This is a genomic window from Paenibacillus sp. FSL H7-0716, from assembly GCF_038002705.1.
Taxonomy (GTDB): Bacteria; Bacillota; Bacilli; order Paenibacillales; family Paenibacillaceae; genus Paenibacillus_AQ; species Paenibacillus_AQ odorifer.
Map to the genome: position 1 here is coordinate 1 of NZ_JBBODA010000049.1, position 23301 is coordinate 23301.

The 23301-nt window shown below is 44.1% G+C and carries 15 protein-coding genes; 9 read left to right on the forward strand and 6 right to left on the reverse strand.

Annotation, left to right across the window (positions count from 1 at the left end; all coding sequences use genetic code 11):
- Positions 1-6400, reverse strand: a 6400-nt coding sequence (locus MHH60_RS30810) for a pullulanase (protein ID WP_341161199.1), incomplete at its 3' end; no start/stop codon positions are given.
- A 686-nt stretch (positions 6401-7086) separates the two neighbouring features.
- Between MHH60_RS30810 and MHH60_RS30815 the strand changes: the two genes are divergently transcribed.
- The 6 genes from MHH60_RS30815 to MHH60_RS30840 all read left to right on the forward strand — a co-directional run bounded on the left by MHH60_RS30815 (position 7087) and on the right by MHH60_RS30840 (position 15432).
- A complete protein-coding gene (locus MHH60_RS30815; protein ID WP_076126466.1) occupies positions 7087-8133 on the forward strand; it encodes a LacI family DNA-binding transcriptional regulator in 1047 nt (348 codons plus the stop codon).
- Positions 8134-8355: 222 nt separating this feature from the next.
- Positions 8356-9012, forward strand: a complete 657-nt coding sequence (pgmB, locus tag MHH60_RS30820; RefSeq protein WP_076135860.1) for a beta-phosphoglucomutase — start codon at positions 8356-8358, stop codon at positions 9010-9012.
- A gap of 319 nt (positions 9013-9331) precedes the next feature.
- Positions 9332-11650, forward strand: a complete 2319-nt coding sequence (locus MHH60_RS30825; protein WP_076135862.1) for a glycoside hydrolase family 65 protein — start codon at positions 9332-9334, stop codon at positions 11648-11650.
- Positions 11651-11738: 88 nt separating this feature from the next.
- Positions 11739-13421: a glycoside hydrolase family 13 protein gene (locus MHH60_RS30830; protein ID WP_076135863.1), complete on the forward strand. Its 1683-nt coding sequence runs from the start codon at positions 11739-11741 to the stop codon at positions 13419-13421.
- Positions 13422-13583: 162 nt separating this feature from the next.
- Positions 13584-14429, forward strand: coding sequence for an AraC family transcriptional regulator (locus MHH60_RS30835; protein ID WP_341042554.1), 846 nt, complete (start codon positions 13584-13586; stop codon positions 14427-14429).
- Between the two features lie 151 nt (positions 14430-14580).
- A complete protein-coding gene (locus tag MHH60_RS30840; protein WP_076135865.1) occupies positions 14581-15432 on the forward strand; it encodes a DegV family protein in 852 nt (283 codons plus the stop codon).
- A gap of 64 nt (positions 15433-15496) precedes the next feature.
- Here the strand turns inward: MHH60_RS30840 and MHH60_RS30845 are convergent, their stop codons facing one another.
- The 5 genes from MHH60_RS30845 to MHH60_RS30865 all read right to left on the reverse strand — a co-directional run bounded on the left by MHH60_RS30845 (position 15497) and on the right by MHH60_RS30865 (position 20718).
- On the reverse strand, positions 15497-17134 hold the full coding sequence (locus MHH60_RS30845; protein WP_076135866.1) for an ATP-binding protein: 1638 nt from the start codon (positions 17132-17134) through the stop codon (positions 15497-15499).
- A gap of 209 nt (positions 17135-17343) precedes the next feature.
- The gene (locus tag MHH60_RS30850) at positions 17344-18036 is read right to left on the reverse strand and encodes an ABC transporter permease (protein WP_076135868.1); all 693 of its coding nucleotides are present in this window, start codon (positions 18034-18036) and stop codon (positions 17344-17346) included.
- On the reverse strand, positions 18029-18949 hold the full coding sequence (locus tag MHH60_RS30855; RefSeq protein WP_076135870.1) for an ABC transporter ATP-binding protein: 921 nt from the start codon (positions 18947-18949) through the stop codon (positions 18029-18031). The genes MHH60_RS30850 and MHH60_RS30855 overlap by 8 nt, the downstream gene beginning before the upstream one ends.
- 117 nt (positions 18950-19066) lie before the next feature.
- Positions 19067-20002: a sensor histidine kinase gene (locus MHH60_RS30860; protein WP_076135871.1), complete on the reverse strand. Its 936-nt coding sequence runs from the start codon at positions 20000-20002 to the stop codon at positions 19067-19069.
- A complete protein-coding gene (locus tag MHH60_RS30865) occupies positions 20002-20718 on the reverse strand; it encodes a response regulator transcription factor (protein ID WP_036684414.1) in 717 nt (238 codons plus the stop codon). The genes MHH60_RS30860 and MHH60_RS30865 overlap by 1 nt, the downstream gene beginning before the upstream one ends.
- Positions 20719-20864: 146 nt before the next feature.
- Between MHH60_RS30865 and MHH60_RS30870 the strand changes: the two genes are divergently transcribed.
- The 3 genes from MHH60_RS30870 (at position 20865) to MHH60_RS30880 (ending at position 23281) form a co-directional block, all read left to right on the forward strand.
- Complete coding sequence (locus tag MHH60_RS30870; protein WP_076135873.1) at positions 20865-21863, forward strand: phosphodiester glycosidase family protein; 999 nt, start codon at positions 20865-20867, stop codon at positions 21861-21863.
- Positions 21838-22851, forward strand: a complete 1014-nt coding sequence (locus MHH60_RS30875) for a bifunctional glycosyltransferase family 2/GtrA family protein (RefSeq protein ID WP_076135875.1) — start codon at positions 21838-21840, stop codon at positions 22849-22851. The genes MHH60_RS30870 and MHH60_RS30875 overlap by 26 nt, the downstream gene beginning before the upstream one ends.
- A gap of 151 nt (positions 22852-23002) precedes the next feature.
- The gene (locus MHH60_RS30880; RefSeq protein ID WP_179088910.1) at positions 23003-23281 is read left to right on the forward strand and encodes a hypothetical protein; all 279 of its coding nucleotides are present in this window, start codon (positions 23003-23005) and stop codon (positions 23279-23281) included.
- Positions 23282-23301: the final 20 nt, after the last annotated feature.

The window sequence follows — 23301 nt, forward strand, 5'->3', positions numbered from 1 at the left end:
TCGGCGTTGGTGTCGGTATAACATCCGATACCTCAGCCAAAATAACCGTGCCTCCATCATCTCTGCCTGGCAGATCAATATTTACCTTTTGATCTTCGGAAACCATGTATGTCTTGCCGCTGTATTCATCGGTTACCGATGAATTGGCAGCAAACGGTACTGGAATCGTGACAGAACTCTCACTAGTTTTAGTATTGATTACCGTCACTACGTTCTCATCTTCATATGATTTGTTGAAAGCCAAATAACCTGAATCATCTGAACCTGCGAGCTTCGTGCGCGCACCTTTGGAATACACTTTGGAGTACTTCGCACGGATATTCAACAGCTTTTGATAATGGTCATGTAGTGGCTTCTCTGCCGTCAATTGATCCCAAGGCATATCCTTACGGTTCTCACTGAATTGACCTTCAGACATATTTCCAGCATTGCTGCCTGAATTACCCAGTTCTTCACCGTAGTATATTACTGGCTGTCCTTTGGCGGTAATTTGCAGAGCTGCAGCAATCTTCAGCTTGCCTTTATCGCCTCCCACATAATCAGACAAGAAACCATTCTCATCGTGACTGCTCAGGAATTGAGCCATCATCTTCGTATTGTCGATCTTCAATTCACGTTCCTGCAGATAAGCATCCACACTGTTTACCTTACCATTTGCAAAATCTCTGGCTGCATCTTTAAATCCAAAGTCAAGCAGACCATCCATCTGGCTAGTTTCGAGCATTCCACCATTGTTATCAATGGTTCCACCGAAGTATTCGCCAGTCATTTTGAAGTTTGGATCCATCGCTGTCAGTGCATTTTTAAAGGCTTTCCAAGTCGTATCGTCCACGTGTTTGACCGTATCCACGCGGAAATAATCAATCGTGTCTCCACGTTCCGTACGTGCGTTGTCTAACCAGCCTGTTTGCCAAGCGATAATTTTTTCACGAACGGCTGGATCTTCCGTCTTGAAATCTGGCAGGAAAGCAAGCTCACCCTTAATTGGATCTGTATCTGCGGATACACCATCCGTGCGCAGCATCCCTTCGAAACGTGCTTTATCCTCAGCTGTAATTGTCGGATAGGTATCCTCAGCTTTCAGACCGTAACCCGTATGATTGAGTACAACGTCAACCATGATCTTGATGCCTTTGTCATGCGCCTTTTCGATCAGCTCCTTGAAGGTTGCCATATCGCCAAGATGCTCGTCGAGCTTGGTAAAATCTTTTGCCCAATACCCATGGTATCCATATTGTTCGCTGCCAAAGTCAACGCCTTTGTTAAAATCAATATTATCTACGATTGGCGTGATCCATAACGTGTTAATCCCTAGCTCTTGCAAATAATCGAGATTGTCGATCATCCCCCGGAAATCTCCACCATGATAAGCTTCCAGATGATCTTTATTCACATTCTCATTATTCGTTGGGTCACCGTCTTTAAATCGGTCTGTAAGCGCGAAATAAATTCGAGCCTCATCCCAATCGAAATCCAGCTTATCCCCTGTATAGGTTCTTGCTTTTACCTCAAGTGTAGCCTTTTCCTTATGTGCATTGCCGTATTGGTCTACGAGCGTAATCGGAATATCCTTGATGCCCGCTGACACCGTGTCTTCCACAGCAACCGTTTGTTTCAAGAGTTCCGTATCCAGCTTAACTTTGCTAGGTCCCCCAAGATTGGTTAAATCCATATATGCTTCAGAGTAAGTTACTTCTTCCGAAGAGGAAGCGTGGATGGTTACAACAGCATTCTGATTGGATGTGACTGCCTCTGGACTTACGGATGTCGTAATCGTAACGACAGGCTGATGATAATCAATAACAGATTCATCATTCACCGTATTCTTTGGATCCGTAATTTCGGTAGTGACGCCGTCTTTAGTAATCAAGAAAGTATATTTATACATACCTTCTTTTAAATCAGCCAGTGTGTAAGTGAACCACTCGTTAGCCGGATCATAGATCATTGGATACGAAGTGCCGTTCACTTTTACTTTAGCAGCTGTTATTGCGTCCATATTTCCATTACGGAACAAAGCGTCGTCGCGGTATCTGAAAGTAATCGTTCCATCTTTTAAAATAGGGCCGCTAATACTTGGTTTGATATCAAGCTCTTTAACCATACTGGTTACATACACCTTAGTGAACGGTTCACCAGGGGTCAACGGTATGACACGATCGTCCGGGTAGTCTTGTTTTCCCGTGTTCCAATCCGTACCTTTGCGCAGGACAAATCCAACGCTTGTTGCATTCTCCGCAACCTCAATCAGAACGCTCGCTGTGCCATTCTTAAAAGTTGTGAAATCAATCTGGTCATTTTTAGCTCCAGTGTTCCAAACCCAGATATTCCAATCCTTATAGTCCTTATCGCTACGGGTATAAGTGAATTGAACATATCGTTTGTCAGTAACTTTAACGGTAACGGTTGTAGAAATACCTTCATAAGTGATAGTAAGGGTTGCCGTTCCTAGCCCAACCGCTTTGACTAGACCTTTATCAGTTACTGTAGCCACTTCAGGTTTATTGGAGAGGTAAGTAGCCTTCTTAGTAACATTACTTCTGCTATTGTCATCATATTTCGCAAAAACAGCGGTTTGATGCGTATTTCCAGCTGCCAGCGTGTAACTTGCACTATCTGTCTCCAAAGAGGTAAGCGTAACTGGTGCAGCTTCCTTTTGAATAATCACGGCCGTCAAAGGCTCTAATGTAATTGAATTTGCTGTCAAAACAAAACCTGTCTGCTGCGCAGCCGGTATCGCTGTAACACCAGCTTCATCGTTGTCCACAAGCACCTGACCACCCGTCAAATCCTCAGATAAGGTCAGTTTTCTAGTTGTGCTGTCACCATTCATGAAGACATAATAGATGCCAGTTCCATCTGTTGCTTTGTTGGAATAGCCGATGACAAGATCGTTATCCTTCATTTCTGGAGCAGGGATCAGGTTAATGTTAGAGTCAACCAAATCCTTATCGCCCAATCGGAAGGCATCCGTTGATTTTCTCAGCTCCATCAGACCCGACGTATATTTTCTTGTCGTGTTCTGTACCGGGAACTTAGATTCATCCGTTGCTTTGGCCCAATCAAACATGTTAACTGCATCCGATGAATCGTAAGAATCATGAATGAAATAGCCAAACGATTGGTTGTTGTTGTCAAACATCTCTGTGAATTTATCCTCAGGATCCGTTGTGCCCTTCCACTGCTTAGTCCGCCCATATTCCTGACCGGCATGGATAAAGGCTGTACCTTGAGAAGTTAATACGAGCATATTTCCTAATCTGATCCGCTGCTGAATTTCAAGCTCATTCTCAGCAATATCCGGATCCTTCTTGATCGATTGTGCTATGACATCATGAAGTGTCAGATTATCATGAGCTTCGATGTATGGGACGATATCACCCGGATCATCTGCTGGTGTATTCGAAGGTTGAGCTTTGATATTGTCCAAGATTGTAGCGATCGGACGTGCTCCACCGGTAATAAATCTAGGCTGACCTTCGGAACCATAACCAGACTTCAATTCATTACGGAATTCATCGGAGAAAACACCGACACTATCCGTTTTGTCCATCCAATCCTGATCTGCACCTTGCCCAGCGAGAGAAGGATCAGCCGCGGCGCCGCCGAATGTTCTCCAGCCTTCACCAATAAAGAGTGCCTTCGGATTCACTGCTGCCGCGGCATCATAAGCATGCTGAACAGCATCAGCTGTCGCATCACCCATCATATCCCAGCGCATTCCATCAATCTTGTACTCTTCAAACCAATATTTTACCGAATCAACCATCAGCTTCTCAGCCATTTTATGGTTGGTGGCTAAATTGTTGCCGAACCCCCCAATAAAGTTGCCGTTTGCATCTTGGAAGGCATAGTAATTAGGTACGATGTCGTTTAAAAATTCTTTTTTAGCCATGTGAGTATACACTACGTCCAGAACGACACCCATTCCAGCTTCATGCACGGCATCAATCAAACCTTTTAATTCTTTAATCCGCTCTTCTGGATCGGCAGGATTCTGCGAATAAGCCCCGTCCGGAGAGAAATAGCTGTGAGGATCATACCCCCAGTTGTATTCATTGTTTTTTGCGGAATAATCTGGCTCTCTAGTCCCCATCTTCGTCTCATCCCCGTAATACCAAGCCATCACAGGAAGCAACTGAATATGCGTTACACCAAGCGATTTAATATAATCAAGTTTCTTTTCAAAAGCGCTATAAGAACCCCATCTTTCCCCACTCAGACTATCCTCGATCGATACATCCGATGTAAAATCTCTCACGTGGACTTCGTAGATGATGGCGTCCTCACGTTTTTCGTAGCCTTTTATATCAGCATACCCAAAGGTATCTGGGTTCGTCTGGCTTAAATCAACAATAGCCGCTTTGCCCACTGTATCCCCGCCGGCACCAGCAGCACCTGTGGTATCCACAGTAAATACCGCCATTGATTTAGCATAAGGATCAAGGACCTTATGGGTTACACCGTCATTCGTTACTTCGTATTGATAAAAGAAGCCCCTTACATCTGTTGCCGTTGTGCCTGTCAAATCAGCTGGCTTCAGCTGGACTGACCAAACCCCTTGCTCGCCGAGTGTTAAAGCAACACTACCCACTTGCACGTTAGAGTCATTCTTATCGTAAAGATTTACAACGACTGCACTTGCTTTAGGTGCCCATAATTTTAATGTTGCTGTTTTGTCAGTATTATACGTAGCTCCAAGATCGTCTCCAGAATAATTGTACATTTCATCAAGCATTCTCCAGCCACTTGCGGCGGAGACCGTTTTACCTGAATAGGTAACGCTAAGCGGAACCTTTTCCAGATCAAAAGCTTCTGTATCCACTTCGATTGAAGTTTTGCTTGTAAGGGTTACAGCAGTAATCGGGACTGCAGCACCCTCTTTATCCTTAACTGTAATTGCTGTCTTTAAGGCTGCTGGATCCAAACCGTCAGTCAGTGTGAAGCCGAGAAGAATTTTGCTCGTCGACAACACCTCTGCGGATACTAAACCAATTGGTGTCTCTCCAAACGGAGAAACATAAACATTGTTGTCTCCTTCTTTAACCCATAGCTGATTGTATCGATCCAGCAGGCTAAAGGTTTTATTGTCACCGTCCTTATCACCGTTCGAAGGTTTCATCACAATAAAGCCGATTTTCTTCGCGTTCTCAATAAGTGGAACATCAACATATGCACCATAACGATCTGTTTGATCTGCCACAAAAGGAGTAGCTCCAGACGGCCAATTTTCGGATGGGGCTACGACGTCATCCCACAGCCACAGTCCGTATTGATCATGATTTGTATCAGCTCTCATATAGTGAATTCGCACTGTATTCGGAGCAAGTGCAACTGGTTCATACGGTGTTACATCATTTGAGCCTTGCTTGATCCAAATTTCATTCGTCTCAGGCGTGTTAATGGCAAAGAGTTTATCCCCTTCATCCTTAGCCTGAGTGACTCGGTTTACCACAAGGAACGAAATTTTCTTGGCCCCATCCTTCACTGGCACGTCAACATAAGCACCATAAGAATCGATTTGCCCTTCAGGAAATGAAGTTGCACCTGTTGGCCAATTTGCGGAAGGGGATTGAACATCATCCCATGTCCATAATCCCTGATTCTCATAGTCACCAGCTGTCCGATTGTAGTGAATACGGATGTGTCCAGCCGGAACAGGGGTAACCTCAACAGGTTCAGAAGGAATTTTATATTCTGCTGTCACACTGCCATCCAGTGGATTAAATTTAAAGGTAACTGGCAGATCTGAAGGAAGACTCAGTTTATTAGCAGTTTCGGGATACAATTGATCCCCGGCTTCACCGTCTCCTGGAACAGAAACTTGGTAGGTGTAATCTCCCTTAGGAAGGGTAGCCACCGTACTGTAAATATCATCAAAATCAGGATCAGATAATGTACTAAGTGCTTCTGCCGGCAGGTTTCCTGTCAATCTTGGCAGTTTAGCGGAAGCAATCGGTGTGTAATATGTGGAATCGGCTATTTTATGAGTTAAGTCATTATAATAAAAGGTTACGGCAGTCTCTGTTTCCAGTTTGATATGGATATTCTCCCCATCATTGGTCCCCTGAGGATTGGTGTAACTTGTGAATCCATAATTCTCATCCCATAAATCATTAAGAGTGACCTTGTAGTTATATTCCCCTGCCGGCAGAGTGCCTGTAAAAGAATATAGGCCATTATCTGAATAGGTCATTTGGGTAACTACCGATGTCTCATCCCAATCCTTACCCGGTGTTTCCGCACCTGTCGATGTAAATTTAGACTGCAGATCCCCGACCAACACAACCTTTGTCGTTGCTGCTGTAACATTAACAGGATGTAGTCCAAGACCAGAGAACACGAGAGCGATGATCATAAAGATCGCAAAAGCCCTCTTCCCCCATAAAGTTATTTTCATTTTTGCAAAACCTCCCATAATTTGAATTCCTTTTTGCAAGCGGATACATGATTTCACAAACCCCACCAATTTATGAGAGTATTAATCATGCGTATTCCTTCTGAAGGTGAAGAAGGTCTATATGTAGGGCTCGTCAAGCCAATTCAACGCTGTCACCATCCTTTTATCAAAGTAAAAGCTTGTTACATCATGTCGAAATTAGTGCAATCGTTTGCAAAAAGCTATGCACAAACACTAGTCCATAAAACCCATTCGTTAGTGCAACTGATTATAGCCTAAAAATACCCAATGAAAACGCTTGCTGTATTTTGATTTACATACTAATGCCGAATTTACGGTATTGTCAACCAGTATTTTCTAAAATAATAGCTCAATTTAAAGCCGCAATAAAAATGAAACTTGTTCTTCCCTTCCTTTCAGCTAAGTTCTTGCATCATTTAAGCCATACGTTTGCATTCAGCGAATGCTCTTTTCACAAAATCCAGACCGCATTTATACATATTAAGATCAAAATTCCCGAATCATTCATACTTTTTTGGTGAAAAGCAACAATATTACATTGAAATTTCTTGTGTTCCTTCCAAAAGTAGCAATTTCCTCCTTTTGAATGACTTTATCTATTTACAATTTAGAACTCTTAGATTAATATTACTGTGTAAAGCAAACGGTTCCATAAGGAGGTTTCAATGACAGTTACCATTAAGGATGTGGCCAAGAAAGCGGGAGTATCTCCCTCCACGGTATCCCGGGTATTGTCCAACCATCCCAGAATCAGCCTGGAAACTTCCCGCAAAGTTAAAGCTATTATGGAGGATATGGGCTATACCCCTAACATGATGGCTAAGAGCTTGGTGTCGAAAACTACTAACAGCATCTGCTTCAGTCTTCCTAAACCTGCTGAAGAGCTGTTCTCTAATCTGTTTTTTATGGAATTAATTCGCGGGATCGTTACACAAGCCAGCCGTTCCGGTTATGATGTGTTGATAAGCTCCGGAGCGAACGAGAAAGAAGAACTGGAAGCCGTTTCACGACTTCTGAAGGGTCGCCGTGTTGACGGCGTTATTCTGCTTTACTCTCGTACGGATGATGCCGTTATTGATTTTCTAGAGAGCAACGATTATCCATTCGTGCTTGTTGGCCGAAGTGATAAATATGAGAATATTTTATCAGTCGATAATGATAATGTGATGGCAGCATACGATGCTACGAACCACCTCATTTCCATGGGGCATAAACGTATTGGTTTCGTAAGTGGACCACCTAATCTAATCGTTTCTCGTGACCGTCTCGCCGGATATCGTAAAGCATTGCAGAATAGCGGTTTAGAAATGCGGGATGAATGGATTGTAGAGGGTGAATTTCTACAGGATAGCGGCTACAGAGCGATGTCTTTTTTCATGAATTTGCCGAATCGACCCACTGCGCTGGTAGCGGTGGATGACATGGTATCGTTCGGAATTTTACGCGGGTTGAACGAACTGAAATACAAGGTTCCAGACGATCTCGCCATTGTAAGCTTTAACAATATTCCATTATCTGAATTATCTAGTCCTCCGATCAGCAGTATTGATATAGGTATTTATCATCTTGGCTACACCGCATCACAAGTACTTATCCAAAATATCAAGAGTCCGGATAACGGTTCAGGTCATACTAACCGATTTGTTATTCCCCATCGTCTGATCGTGAGAGAGTCATCCATGCACTCTCTGGCAAAGCATGAAACCGAATGAATAAGTGAAGCGTTTATTCGCTTCATTTATTTTTTGAAAATCTGTACAAACGTTTGCGCTAAATCATACAATACTTAATGATCCAGTTCTTTATGGGTGATTTCTAGGATCTTAGGTTAGGATAAACTTACACATCTTAATCAAAGTTTAAACGGTTTAATAAGATTCTAATACGGCATCCGCTGGATCACGACGCTGTCAAAACTTTTAGGAGGTACTACAATGTCGGAAATTAAAGCCTGCTTGTTCGACTTGGACGGAGTAATCGTCGATACAGCAAAATACCATTATATCGCTTGGAAAGAGCTTGCAGATGGACTGGGGTTTCTTTTCACAGAACAAGATAACGAACGTCTTAAGGGAGTCAGCAGAACGGCTTCACTAAATATTTTGCTGGAAATCGGCGGACTAACGATTGATGAAGAAGAGAAAGCTAAGCTTGCAGAACAGAAAAATAATCGTTATGTCGAATATATTGCGAAAATGGACAGTTCTGAGATTCTGCCAGGTGCGCTTGATTTCCTAAAAGAGTGCCGCGCGAATGGCATCAAAGTCGCTCTCGGTTCTGCCAGTAAAAACGCAATGACGATCTTGAATAATACCGGATTAACCCCTTACTTTGATGCAATTATCGATGGAACTCACACTAGTGCTGCTAAACCAGATCCGGAAGTGTTCCTGTTAGGAGCCAAAGCACTGGATGCCGCACCTGAACAATGTGTAGTCTTCGAAGATGCAGAAGCGGGAATTGAGGCGGCTACCCGGGCCGGTATGTTCAGTGTTGGCATTGGTTCGCCGGAAACCCTCAGTGCAGCGAATATTGTGGTTCCATCGCTCGCTCATATGAGTGTGTCCATGCTCAAAGAATCTTTTGCATAAATATAGTGAACATAATGAACTCAAATAGTACTGATTTGAGTTGTTATGGACATTCCTACCAAAGATTAAATGAACTAATAATTAATCGTTAGCTTTCTGGTGAGGAAGTGACGGAGAGGAATTTGGGAACTGTAGAAGCATAACGTTCGCCTTTATAATCAGATTTCATCCGCAAAATGTGGTTTAAATATAGAAATCTGATTATAACAGCGATCGAAAGTCCAAAGATTCATCGCAGTCACTTTTATATCACCGGAAGTTTAACAAAAAATTTGTTCATTTTATATATCCCCCTAACATATTTAAAGGAGCGGTTATCGTGAAACAATATTTAACAATTGATGAATGGTCCATTATTGAGGAATCCTTTGATCCACAGACGCAAGAAATTTCTGAAAGCGTATTTAGTCTTGGTAACGGATTTATGGGTGGCCGGGCCAATTTCGAAGAGCAATATAGCGGCAACAGCCTGCAAGGCAGCTACATGGCTGGCGTCTACTACCCTGACAAAACACGTGTCGGCTGGTGGAAAAACGGCTATCCTGAATATTTTGCCAAAGTACTTAACAGCACGAACTGGATCGGTATTAACATTGATATCGAGGGTACCCCCCTTGATCTGGCAAAGTGCACCGTTTCCGAATTCCGCCGTGTACTTAATATGAAAGAAGGAACGCTCTCCCGTAGCTTCACTGCCACTCTCGAAGATGGTAAGGAAGTTAAAGTAGAAAGTATCCGGTTCGTCAGCATGACTCGTCAAGAAATCGGCGCGATTCGCTATTCCATCATTCCTGTCAATTTCTCAGGCAAGATTACGATTACTCCTTATCTTGATGGTGATGTCAAGAATAAGGATTCCAACTATGACGAGAAATTCTGGAATGAAGTTGAGAAACAAGCAGGACCTGATCATGGACATCTCACCCTAAAGACTAAGAAACTCGACTTCCATGTCACCTCTGCTATGGCTTTTGATATCCTTGTCAATGGTGAGAAGTTAACTGCCGAAGCAGAAGCGATCGAACAAGAGAAATATGTAGCCAGCAAACTGGACGTAACCGCACAAGCGGGCAATCAAATCGTCATTTATAAATATGTAGCCAATGTTACTTCTCGGAATCACGGTTTGGGACAATTGGTCGACGCTGCCCAAACTGCTCTGCAAGCTGCTAAGGAAGCCGGGTTTGTAACTCTTTTGACCGAACAAATTGAAGCTTGGAGAGAAAAATGGAAAGAAAGCGACATCATCATTGAAGGTGACGTTTCGGCTCAGCAAGCGATTCGCTTTAATATTTTCCAACTCAATCAAACTTATAATGGTGAAGATGACCGCCTGAACATTGGCCCTAAAGGCTTTACCGGTGAGAAATACGGCGGCAGCACTTACTGGGATACAGAGGCATATTGCGTTCCCTTCTATCTCAGTACGGCGGACTCCTCCATTGCCCGCAATTTGTTGATCTACCGTTACAAGCACTTAGAGAAAGCCAAAGAAAATGCCCGTAAGCTTGGATTCAAAAAAGGTGCCCTATACCCAATGGTTACTATGAACGGTGAAGAATGCCACAACGAGTGGGAAATTACATTTGAAGAAATTCACCGGAATGGTGCCATTGCCTACGCTATTTACAACTATGTGAACTACACCGGAGACAAGGCTTATCTGGGACAATATGGCCTTGAGGTTCTCGTGGAAATCTCCCGCTTCTGGGAAGAACGTGTTCACTATGCATCACGCAAAGACAAATACGTAATGCTCGGCGTAACGGGCCCGAATGAGTATGAGAATAACGTTAATAATAACTGGTATACGAACCGTATGGCTTCGTGGACTATGGAATACACCATGGAAGCACTGGCTTACCTGCAAGAAAATGAGCCTACTCGTTACGCTGAGCTAGTTGACAAACTAGGGCTGCAAGAGAGCGAAACTACAAAATGGAAAGACATCATTGCTAAGATGTATTATCCTGCGGATGAAGAGCTGGGTATCTTCTTACAACAAGATGGCTTCCTGGACAAAGAGATCATTCAAGTCAAAGATCTGGAACGTGAGCATCTGCCACTTAACCAAAAATGGTCATGGGACCGTATCCTGCGTTCTTGCTTCATTAAACAAGCAGACGTTCTGCAAGGATTATATTTCCTGGGTGACCGTTACGATATCGATACAAAAAAACGCAACTTCGACTTTTATGAACCGATTACTGTTCATGAGTCCTCCCTTTCCCCTTGTATCCACTCCATTCTAGCCAGTGAGCTGGGATATAAGGATAAGGCCTATGAAATGTACTTGCGTACTTCAAGACTGGATCTTGATAACTATAACAATGATACAGAAGACGGCTTGCACAGCACTAGCATGGCTGGTACTTGGATGTCGATCGTACATGGTTTCGGCGGACTCCGCGTACATGACGGCAGACTGACACTGAGCCCATCTAACCCAGGTCACTGGACCGCTTACTCTTTTAAAATCATGTTCCGCGGCTCCCGTCTGAAAGTAAGCGTTACGGATGCACAAATTACTGTTACGAATGAAACTGATATCCCTGCTTCTATTACTATCTACGACAAAGAATATACCGTAAACGGACTAAGCAGCATCACTGCCGATAGCAATTCCGTCACAGTATAAAACTTACACCCAAGAGACCCTTGAAGCTTAAAGCTTTTGGGGTCTCTTTATTTTTTAGGAAGATAACTTATATAAGGAGTGATTATGAATGAACAGAACCTTTTGGAAAGAAGCCGTTGTCTACCAAATCTATCCCCGCAGTTTTCAAGATAGCAATGGTGACGGGATTGGAGATCTGCAAGGAATCATTTCACGTCTCGATTATTTGCAAAAGCTAGGTGTCGACGTAGTTTGGCTGTCACCTGTATTTAAATCGCCAAATGATGATAACGGTTATGACATCAGCGATTATCAAGATATTATGGATGAGTTCGGCACATTGCAGGATTGGGAAGCATTACTGACTGGATTGCACGCCCGTGGTATAAAACTGATGATGGACCTTGTAATCAATCATTCCTCAGATGAGCATCCTTGGTTCGTAGAATCCCGTTCTTCAAAAGATAATCCATATCGCGATTATTACATTTGGCGTCCGGGTGGACCAGATGGTGAGCGCCCCAACAATTGGAGTTCTGTATTCAGCGGCCCTGCTTGGGAACTGGATGAAACCACTGGTGAATATTATCTGCATCTGTTTTCGCGCAAGCAACCGGATCTCAACTGGGAGAATCCGCAGCTGCGTGAGGAGTTATACAAGATGATCACCTTCTGGCTCGACAAGGGTGTGGATGGTCTACGAATGGATGTAATCAATATGATTTCCAAAGTGGAAGGTCTCCCTTCCTCCCATAGAGACGGTCTCGCTCCTGGTGAACTTGCCTGGGGTGGGGAATATTATATGAATGGTCCACGTGTTCACGAGTTTTTACATGAAATGAATGACAAAGTGTTATCCAACTATAACATTATGACTGTCGGCGAAACTCCTGGCGCTACAGTCGAAGATGCCATCCTTTACACGGACGAGGAACGCAAAGAGCTGCAAATGGTGTTCCAGTTCGAGCATATGGATGTGGACTCGGGTCCTGACGGCAAATGGGACGTAGCCCCGTGGACGTTGTCGAAGCTGCGCGATATTCTTCATAAATGGCAAGTGGGTCTGGCGGATAAGGGTTGGAATAGTCTTTATCTTAACAATCATGACCAGCCACGTATGGTCTCAAGATTCGGGGATGACGGTAAGTATCGCGTGATCTCTGCCAAAATGCTCGCTACCTTATTGCACACGCTGAAAGGGACACCCTATATTTATCAAGGTGAAGAAATCGGGATGACCAATGTAAAGTTCACAGCCATTGAACATTATAAAGACATTGAAATCCTCAATATGTATCGCGAAAAGGTTACCGAAGGCGGCGCTGATCCTAACAGCGTGCTAAACGCTATTCATATCAAAGGCCGTGATAATGCGCGCACTCCGATGCAATGGGATAATTCTCCAAATGCCGGCTTTACTGAAGGGGAGCCGTGGCTCAAAGTTAATCCGAACTACAAGGAAATTAACGTGGAGCAGGCCCTGGCAGATTCAGATTCCATCTTCTATTATTACCAAAGGCTGCTTGCTTTGCGCAAAAAAAATCCGATCATGGCTTATGGCGAATACAAGCTACTTTTGCCAGAGCATGAGGATATTTATGCCTATACGCGTACTTTGGATGACGAGAAGTGGCTGGTGCTGCTCAATTTCAATGAGGTTCCACAGACTGTTGATCTTTCCGCAGAGCTAAGTAAGGCTAAGGAACTTATTATTGGAAATTACCCTGATGAAGCACCCTCACGGGAATTATTACGACCTTATGAAGCAAGAGTGTATCGATTGAAAGACTAACTTTGTCTATCTTCCTGAGTTATACTATTTAGGATGATTTTTATGAGATTATCCTTCTGCCTGCTACCTGTCATTAGAGAGCACGGAATAACAGGATTTTGCACATGCAGCCTGATAGTATGAACTTAAAGGGAGATGACGGACTTGGAATGGCTTATCCGCATGAAAGAAGCTTTAGATTATATGGAGAGCAAGATGGAGGAATCTGTGACGATTGAAGAAATCGCAAAGGTTGCTTACTCCTCCCCCTTTCATTTCCAGCGCATGTTCAATATGCTTACCGGAGTATCTATTAAAGACTATATCCGTAAGCGCAGATTAACTCTGGCTGCACAGGAGCTTGCTATTTCTAAAGTTAAAGTGCTGGATGTTGCACTGAAATACGGATATGACTCGCCCGAGTCGTTTGCCAAAGCATTCCGCAAGGCACATGGAATTACTCCTTCTGCTGCGCGGGAGTCAGGGGTACAGCTCAAGGCTTTCCCTAGACTCTCCTTCCATCTATCACTGAAGGGAGATAAAGAAATGGACTACAGAATTGAGAAAAGAGACGCTTTTAATGTTATCGGACTAGTAGAGGAAATGACAACGAAGGATGGGGAGAATCTGCGCCGCATCCCTCAATTGTGGATAGAAGCTAATGAAAATGGTACGTCGGATAAGCTGATTGAGCTCGGTGGAGATAAGGATTTATTAGGCATCTGCTCTGACATGAACCATGATAAAGAAACCTTCTCCTATTGGATCGCTGTCGAAGCTACTCCAGAGACTGATGCACAGGGCTTTGCTTCTACAACAATCCCAGCTGCAAGTTGGGCTGTGTTCACCTCAGTAGGGCCGATGCCTGATGCGATCCAGCAGGTATGGGCACGCATTTTCCAGGAGTGGTTCCCTTCCACAGGCTACGAGCATACAGGCGGACCTGAGTTTGAGCTATATCTTCCAGGGAGACCAGACGCAGAGGACTATCGCTGTGAGATATGGATCCCTGTTACGAAAAAAGAATAGAACTAAAAAGACTATCGAAATCCCGATAGTCTTTTTTCTTGGGATTGCCTACTATTTCATTTTGAGAATTGGCATAGTCTTGGTATAATAAATAGATTATATAGTTCTATAATGATTATTGTCATCCGAATTATCGGTGAAGGAGAATTTCATGTCTACTGTAAAAATATTTTCAGACAGCACTTCCGATTTACCTCAAAAGTGGAAGGATACTTATGACATCGGCATCGTTCCTCTTTATGTAGTATTTGAAGAAGGTACCTACAAAGATGGTGAAGATATTACACCCGAGGAAGTGTATCGCCGTGTAGCCGCTAGTGGAGTATTGCCGAAAACGGCAGCACCTTCGCCAGCAGATTTCATTGCTGCATTTCAACCCGTGATTAGCAGCGGACAAGATATTGTATATATCAGTCTCTCCTCTTCACTATCCTCTACATATCAAAATGCACTTTTGGCTGCCGGGGAATTTCCTGAGGGACGCGTACAGGTTATAGATTCGCAAACCTTGTGCGGAGGCATTGCCCTCCTTGTTATGAAGGCTGTCAGAGCTGCTGAAAAGGGCCACTCTGCCGTAGATATTGCAGCTATGCTAGAGCACAGCCGCAGCCTTGTGGAAACTGAATTCGTTGTGGATACGCTAGATTACTTATATATGGGTGGACGCTGTTCAGGCATGCAGAACTTCATCGGTAGTCTGCTCAAAATCCGTCCTGTTCTTAGACTGGTAGATGGAAGCATCATACCTACCAGCAAAATCCGTGGCAAAAAAGAAAAAGCTGTGGAACAAATGCTTCAGAACGCTTTGGTTCATGTCGATCGAATGGATAATGAGTTGCTCATCGTGGTCCATACTTTGGCGGAAGAAGATGCGCTCTATCTGGAGGCGGCACTACGAGAGAAAACTCAAGTTAATGAAATCGCAATTCTCCATGCGGGTTGTGTAATTGGCAGCCATTGTGGGCCGCATACTGTAGGTCTCATGTATATGCTTCAAGACTAATAACACACAAATCTCCGGCCATTGCTTCTTAAGCAAATGGACCGGAGATTTGTGTGTAACCCCCCTAGTTTGAAGTTACTTCCAGCTCTATATCTTCTGCTCTGCAAGGCAGCATAAAACGAAACGTAGAACCTTGATTCTCTTCACTTTCTACAAAGATCGTCCCACCCATCAGCTCCACAAGCTGCTTGCAAATCGCCAGTCCCAAGCCTGTGCCTCCATATTTACGGTTTATGGACGGATGCAGCTGTGAGAAAGATTGAAACAATAGATTGAGTTTGTTACCGGCAATTCCTACCCCTGTATCCCGCACTGAAAATTCCAACAAAAATTCTTGTTCATCAGATAGTGGAATGTTCTTCACCGATAGGGTCACGCTCCCACGTTCAGTGAATTTCAGTGCATTGCCTACCAGATTCACGACAATCTGCCGCAAGCGGATCGGATCAGCAATGATTATGGTTGGAACGCTAGTATCCATCCACCAACGTAATGCCAGCTTCTTCTCTTCCGCTTTCGGTGCAAATAAATCAATGACGTCTGAGATCATCTCGCGGAGATCAAACTTCTCAGATTGTAGTGACATTTTACCCGCTTCCATCTTGCTGAAATCAAGAATGTCATTCAAGATCTGTAATAACGTATAACTACTGCTGCGTAAAATCTCGGCATAACCTCGCTGCTCTTCTCCAAGTTCAGTATCCAACAATAGATCAGCCATTCCGATCATTCCGTTCATCGGTGTCCGAATTTCATGGCTCATCATCATTAAGAAATCAGATTTAGCTTGCGCTGCCTGCTCTGCTGATTCTTTAGCACGAATGATTTCTCGCTCATTCGTAATATCACTGAAGGCAATAACTGCACCTGCGATCAGCCCTTCATCAATAAGAGGTGCCACCCGGTAATTAACAAAAAAACTGGTGCCATCCTTACGCCAGAAGATCTCATCATCTTTCTTGCGGATGATTCCATCCTCTATCGTAAGACTAATCTGGCAATCAGGCGTCGAATAGCGCGAACCGTCACCTTGGATATGATGGATATAATCCATAAGCTTAAGACCCATCAATTCTGTAGGTTGATAGCCTAGCATATCTGCTGCCTCACGATTAATAAATAGAGCGCGCCCCGTTGTATCTAGCACAAAGATTCCCGCAGAGACGGAATTCAGAATAAGACTCGATTGTTGATCCTTCACAGCTACTATTGAGCTATCTTTGGAGCTTATCTCCACTTCGCCCGTGATAGGTAATTCAGTATCTAAGGTGTCCGCTAATTCATCTAGCCAGTCTTGTAACAATTCCGCATGTAAAAAAGCGCTTCCGTTAGCCACTTGGGTAATCGCGAATACCCCGGCGATCCCTTCTTCCGTTCTGATGGGTAAAAGTTTAACGCCTACGCAATCCGAGCCTTTTTTGGGATTCTCTAAATCTTGTAGCTCAAAGCTTGAGGAGTTCCCCTGCAGAGCAGCCTCAAAACTAGCAATATTGCCAAGATTTTTTCTCTTTGCTGATATCGGACTTGTATTTTGCAACTTCGCTTCTGCGTTCAAGCCTAGATGAAAAGTTCGGTTGGTTCCTACGCAGCGACCTTGTCTATCCAGAACGAATATCAAATCAGGATGTTGGTCATATAACGATTTATAAGCGCTCTCTTCCGAAAGCAACCGTCTCAGAATGGACGTCCAGTCTTTATCCACAGTTCACATCCCCTCAGGCTCTCTCATCCATTATCATTACCCCTAAACGAGCAATGTTCATCTAAAATTTAAAATATATTTCATATCTATTATATCAAAATTACGGAAATCAGTCGTAGATAAACGTCAAATCCCCCCTTTATAACCCCAATCACGATGCTTTTTCATCGTTACAAAAGGGTTATAAAAGGGGGTGAATTCCGAACCTATTAGGCTATATCTTTATGTTCAATGTTGCGAATAGCCATATAGGCAATACCTGCTCCTAGCAAACCAAGTGAGATCGACACCGCCGCTAAATTACCTAAGCGAGCTTGATCAAATCCCCCAGAAATTAAGGAGGTAACTAACACAGCTGAGACGATGGTGGCAGGGACCGATTTTTTCTTCATTCCAAAGTACAATGGGATTAGAGCAATACCCGCTGCGTAAAAAGCGTTTGCGCCTAACTTAATCAGCTCTGAAGTGATTACATGAAGGGTCAGTTCACCCGGAATAAGCCCTGCAAAGGAATTGAATCCTATTAGGATAGCGCCGACTACAATGTCTGCCACGATAATGGCCACAAATGTGAAGGCGAACACTATCAATATTTTCGCAGTCATCAGCTTTTTACGTGAGATAGGATACATGAAGAGAAGCGTAATGGTGTTGTTTTTATACTCATCAATCACCAGCTTGCTAATAATAACCGAAGCGAAAATAATATAAGCAGCCTTTACAAAAACGAACACGCCCTCAAACAACTCTGCATATGAAGCAAACGACGCTTCACTCTCATTTTGATCAACGAATAAAACCATAATCATAAAAGCAAGAATCGCAAGATTGACGATTGCTGCACCTGTAAGAAGCGTTTTTAGCTTATTCTTCCGAATCTCCAAAGATATTAATTTAAGCAATGCCTTCACCCCCAATCAATTGCAGAAAATGATCTTCCAGCGTATGTTGTTTTTTGCTGATACTTTCAATTTCCACATCTGCTAACACTAACGCCTTATTCAGATCACGCTGTGAGATTCCACCGTCATATATTCTTACTGTAATATGGTCCAATACTTTGAAATTAATGAGCCCAAGCTTATGCTCCAACACATACACTGCTTTATTAATCTCATTCGTAACCACTTCGATATATTCAGTATTTTGGCCACGAATGGAATCCATCGCCACTTCTTCTACCAGAGCACCCTGCCGGATCACACCGATCGTATCAGCAATCTGCTCTATTTCACCCAGAATATGACTAGATACAAGTAACGTCATTCCATATTCACGGCTAAGCATCCGGAACACTTCACGCATCTCCTTGATTCCCACGGGATCTAGCCCATTAATCGGCTCATCCAAAATGAGCAGCTCAGGTTTCGTCATGAAGGCTCTGGCAATACCCAGACGTTGCTTCATCCCAAGTGAAAATTGCTTCACCGGCTTTTTATCGACACCTGTGAGCTTTACCAGCTCCAGCGCTTCACCAATCGCTTGCGGATCATAATAGCCCATGTACTCTCCGTGCAAAATCAGATTTTCTTTGGCTGTCAATTTATCATAAAACACTGGATATTCAATGATACAGCCCATCCGCTTCAGCATTTCGTAAGAATGCTCAGTCATTTTTTCATTAAAAAATTCAATTTCTCCACTCGTAGGTTTAACGAGGTTTGTGACCATTTTCATCACGGTAGTTTTGCCAGCACCATTGGGTCCAAGAAACCCGTAAATTTCACCTTGCTTAATATTCATATTCACATTGCTGACGACTTCTTTACCTTGATAGGTTTTCGTTAAATTTCTTGTCCGAAGTATTGTAGTCAATTCCGCGCTCCCCTTTGTTTTCGTCTCGTCTTCCTTAGTTCTTATTGTACACAGCAGAATTTTCTTTTTTATTACTCATTTCTTACGAAAATCTTAAGCTGCGCACAATTCTATTCCTTAGAAGCGTAATCTGCGAAAAGTAAGGGTAAACACCGTTCTCACATACGGCTGGCTAACCAGTGTAATCGTTCCATTCATTTGCTCCGTTAATCTTTTGGTGATCGTCAGACCTAGACCGCTACCTTGATAAGCCCGGTTTCTTGAGTCTTCCAGCGTATACAGACGCTCAAATACTTTATCTTGGTGTACTTCACTGATGCCTTTTCCCCGGTCCCACACCTCTATGTATACTTTGTTCTCATCACTATAGAGCTTTAATCCTAATACGCCCCCAGCGTCGCCATAAGAAATTGAGTTTGATAACAGATTGGACAATATTCGGTCAAGAGCCTCTTCATTTCCCATGAAGTAAACAGCCTCATCCGGAATCTCAATCTCCACCTCACTGCCCTTAGCGCTGAGGATATCATAGAAAGAAAGGATGTTGCGTCTGCATACTTCACCTGCCTCAACTCGTGAAAGCGCAATTTCCCGATCTCCAGATTCCAGCTTGGACAAATCAAAAAACTTGTTCATCAGCTGGATCACTTCATTGGCTTTTTGATGAATCATCTTCATCATCCGTTCCCGTTCCCCGGCCGGCAAATGCTCATCCTGCTGAATGGTCTCAATATAACCAAGCACAACCGTTAGCGGAGTCTTAAGATCATGAGAAATATTAGACAGCATATTACGCATGGATTTCTCCAGCCTTACGCGCTCAATGCTTCCTTTATGATTGATATCCAGCAGCCGGTTCAGGTCAATCAGTACGCTCTGCAGCTCCAAGTTACCGCTGAACAGCAGCAATCTTTCATGTGAGCCTTCCTCCATAATGCTGCTTAACTTGTCATGCATATATCGCAAATCATTAGAAGCTTTACGCGAATTCTGATATTGCCACACAATAACGGCGAGTAAGAGCACAATGACAACACCTAGCACCGCAATCATTATAGCTGTTCTCCCAGCTTATACCCGATGCCCCATAACGTCTTAATGTATTCGGGATGGGAGGGATCGTCTTCTATTTTTTCACGCAATCTTCTCATATGTACATTAATGACATTCTCATCCCCGAAATAATCATCCTCCCATACGCTCGCATAAATCTGAGCTTTGGTAAATACTCGGCCCGGATGCGTCACAAACAGCTTAAGAATATGAAATTCCTTCGACGTTAGCTTTACTTCTTCCCCATTCTTCAACGCAGAGAAGTTGTCTAAATCTACAGTCAATCGGCCAATGGAGATCATTTGCTTCACCGGAGCTTGATCTTCCACTTGGATACTGGGAGATGCATAACCTGCACGACGGATCGCTGCCTTCACCCTAGCCGCTAACTCAATCATAGAAAAGGGCTTCGTAATATAATCATCTGCCCCAAAGCCTAATCCAAGCGCTTTATCTACATCACTGTCTTTGGCAGACATGATCAACACTGGAACCAGACTCCCCGCACGGATAGTCTGAAGAATGTCAGTCCCGCTACGCTTCGGCAGCATAAGGTCTAACAGTACAAGATCAAATGGACCACCGGTCCGAAATGTTCTCTCCGCTACTTCACCGTCAAATACAGCTTCAATCTCATAACCTTCTTTTACCAAATAAGACCTGACCATTTCACTGATTGCTTCGTCGTCCTCAATCAGCAGCACACGCTGTGGCATTTCCAAACCTCCCCGTAGTCGAAAACCTCTTCGTTAAATTATACCAATTTCCCGGAGCGCTTACTATTTCAGTTTTTATTTCAGTTTCATTAAAGGTAGCCCAGGTATTATGGCCTTAACAACTTACAAAATGAGGTGATGCTTCAATGTTGAACAAGAGAAGTAAACAAGCCTGGAGCTTCAAACGAAAACTGCTGATCGTCATGATCATTGTCCTCCTGCTTCTCGGCACAGTGATATATAGTCTGGCAGATCGTTACTTAATCGAACATGTCGAAGTCGTGGTTGCGGAAGATGCAGCTACAACTAGCAGCTCAGGAGCTACAACCGTTACGGCTGCCGAAGTTAACGCAACCTCTGACGACTGGAATTACTCCAGCGATGATATTCAGATCCAGATCGACCAAGTGCAGACCGGTTCCGGATCAGACCAAATCACTTATTTTGTCGCTGATGTCGTCTTCAAGGAAGCGAGCAGCCTGCGCACTGCCTTTGCCGACAACAGCTTTGGAACAAACATCACTGAGGATACCTCGGACATTGCTTCCGCGAACAATGCGATTTTTGCCATCAACGGTGATTACTATGGCTTCCGCAATGACGGAGTGATTATCCGTAACGGCACGGTGTATCGTGATGATCCTGTGCGGGATGCAATGGCGCTGTTCGATGATGGGACAATGCAAACCTATAACGAGGAAGAGATTTCTTCCTCTGAACTGCTGGCGCGAGGGGCCACCGATACCCTTTCCTTTGGTCCGATTCTGATTCAGGACGGGGAGATTGCCAGTGATTTCAGCAATGTCAAAATCGATACCAACTTCGGCAACCATTCCATCCAGAATGCGAATCCCCGCACCGCAGTGGGTATGATCGCACCAAACCATTATGTGTTTGTCGTAGTTGACGGGCGCAATGAAGGGTACAGCCGTGGGATGACCCTTACTGAGCTAGCCGATGTAATGTCCGACCTTGGCGCCACAGAAGCCTACAATCTGGACGGCGGTGGTTCATCCACTATGTACTTCATGGGACGGGTCGTAAATAATCCACAGGGCAAAAACAAGGAACGGGGCGTCAGCGACATTCTTTATATCAAGGAGGGTGCAACATCACATCATGACTATACTGATCCCAGCCTATGAGCCAGATGAACGACTGCTCGATTTGATTTTACAGCTGCATAATTTCCAGCTTGAACCTATTGTTCTTGTGGATGACGGCAGCGGCCCGCACTACCGTGGAATCTTCGATATGGCCGAAGCATTCGGCTGCACTGTCCTAACCCATGAAGTCAACCTCGGAAAAGGACGCGCTCTGAAGACAGGGTTCCAGTATATTCAGGAGGCTGGTCTGCCGGATTATGTAGTCTGCGCGGATAGCGACGGCCAACATCTGCCTTATGATATTAACCGGATCGTTGAATCTCTGCGGAACCAGACTACCCCGGGAATCGTACTCGGCAGCCGCCGGTTCACCGGAACGATTCCTCTGCGCAGCCGCTTCGGCAACTCGGTAACCCGGACGGTCTTTTCCTTAACTACAGGCACTAAGATTTATGATACACAGACTGGCCTGCGCGGCTACCCTCTACCAATGCTTGATTGGCTATGCCAGATTTCCGGCGAACGGTTTGAATATGAAATGAACATGCTGCTGACCGCCTATAAAGAGGGGTACACCATTACGGAAGAGTACATCGATACTGTCTATCTGGACGATAATAAATCATCCCATTTCCGGCCTCTGATGGACTCCTTCCGGATATACCTGCCGATACTGATGTTCAGCACATCTTCGCTACTGTCAGCTCTGCTTGACTTCACACTCCTATTCCTGTTCCAAAGTCTCAGCCATAACCTATTTCTGTCCGTCGCGGCCGCGAGATTGTGCAGCTCTGTCTTCAACTATTCTATGAACCGAAAATATGTCTTCACGGGCGGCAAACGCTCCAAGATTCAGAAGTCGCTTCCCAAATATTTTGCGCTGGTGATCCTCGTGCTGCTATTCAACTATGGACTACTCTATTTCTATAATGAAAAGCTGATTATACCGCTTGTCGCTGCCAAGCTACTGACCGAGGCTTCAATCTTCCTTTTCAGCTATTGGGCGCAACGGAGGTTTGTATATTGAGGGTTTGTGTATTGAGGGTTTCGGAACTCTGGGGAAGGTTACGTTCTCTCGACTGCCTATGCTTGTTTGGTAAGCTATCGGGAATTTGTGAAGCACTAATTGGACACTTGTGGAGTACTATGGGTACTTATGGAATACTTTTCGAACACATATGGAGCTTCTATCGGGCATCTATGCAACTGCTTCTCGAACTCATATGGAGCTTCTATCGGGCACCTATGGAACTGCTCCTCGAACTCATATGGAGCATCTATTGGGCACCTATGGAACTGCTCCTCGAACTCATATGGAGCTTCTATCGGGCATCTATGGAACTGCTCCTCGAACTCATATGGAGCTTCTATCGAGCACCTATCGGACACAGATGACACTAATCGCCGTATTATTCCACTTTTGGTATGCTAACGGACCCCATTGCCGCTATTGGTAAGAAAGACACCACATATGAGC

Bases quoted from the DNA above. Each gene is read 5' to 3' on its own strand.
- MHH60_RS30815 (WP_076126466.1), top strand. From the start codon at position 7,087: ATGACAGTTACCATTAAGGATGTGGCCAAGAAAGCGGGAGTATCTCCC.
- pgmB (WP_076135860.1), top strand. From the start codon at position 8,356: ATGTCGGAAATTAAAGCCTGCTTGTTCGACTTGGACGGAGTAATCGTC.
- MHH60_RS30830 (WP_076135863.1), top strand. From the start codon at position 11,739: ATGAACAGAACCTTTTGGAAAGAAGCCGTTGTCTACCAAATCTATCCC.
- MHH60_RS30835 (WP_341042554.1), top strand. From the start codon at position 13,584: ATGAAAGAAGCTTTAGATTATATGGAGAGCAAGATGGAGGAATCTGTG.
- MHH60_RS30840 (WP_076135865.1), top strand. From the start codon at position 14,581: ATGTCTACTGTAAAAATATTTTCAGACAGCACTTCCGATTTACCTCAA.
- MHH60_RS30860 (WP_076135871.1), bottom strand. From the start codon at position 20,002: ATGATTGCGGTGCTAGGTGTTGTCATTGTGCTCTTACTCGCCGTTATT.
- MHH60_RS30865 (WP_036684414.1), bottom strand. From the start codon at position 20,718: ATGCCACAGCGTGTGCTGCTGATTGAGGACGACGAAGCAATCAGTGAA.
- MHH60_RS30870 (WP_076135873.1), top strand. From the start codon at position 20,865: ATGTTGAACAAGAGAAGTAAACAAGCCTGGAGCTTCAAACGAAAACTG.
- MHH60_RS30875 (WP_076135875.1), top strand. From the start codon at position 21,838: ATGACTATACTGATCCCAGCCTATGAGCCAGATGAACGACTGCTCGAT.
- MHH60_RS30880 (WP_179088910.1), top strand. From the start codon at position 23,003: ATGGAGCTTCTATCGGGCATCTATGCAACTGCTTCTCGAACTCATATG.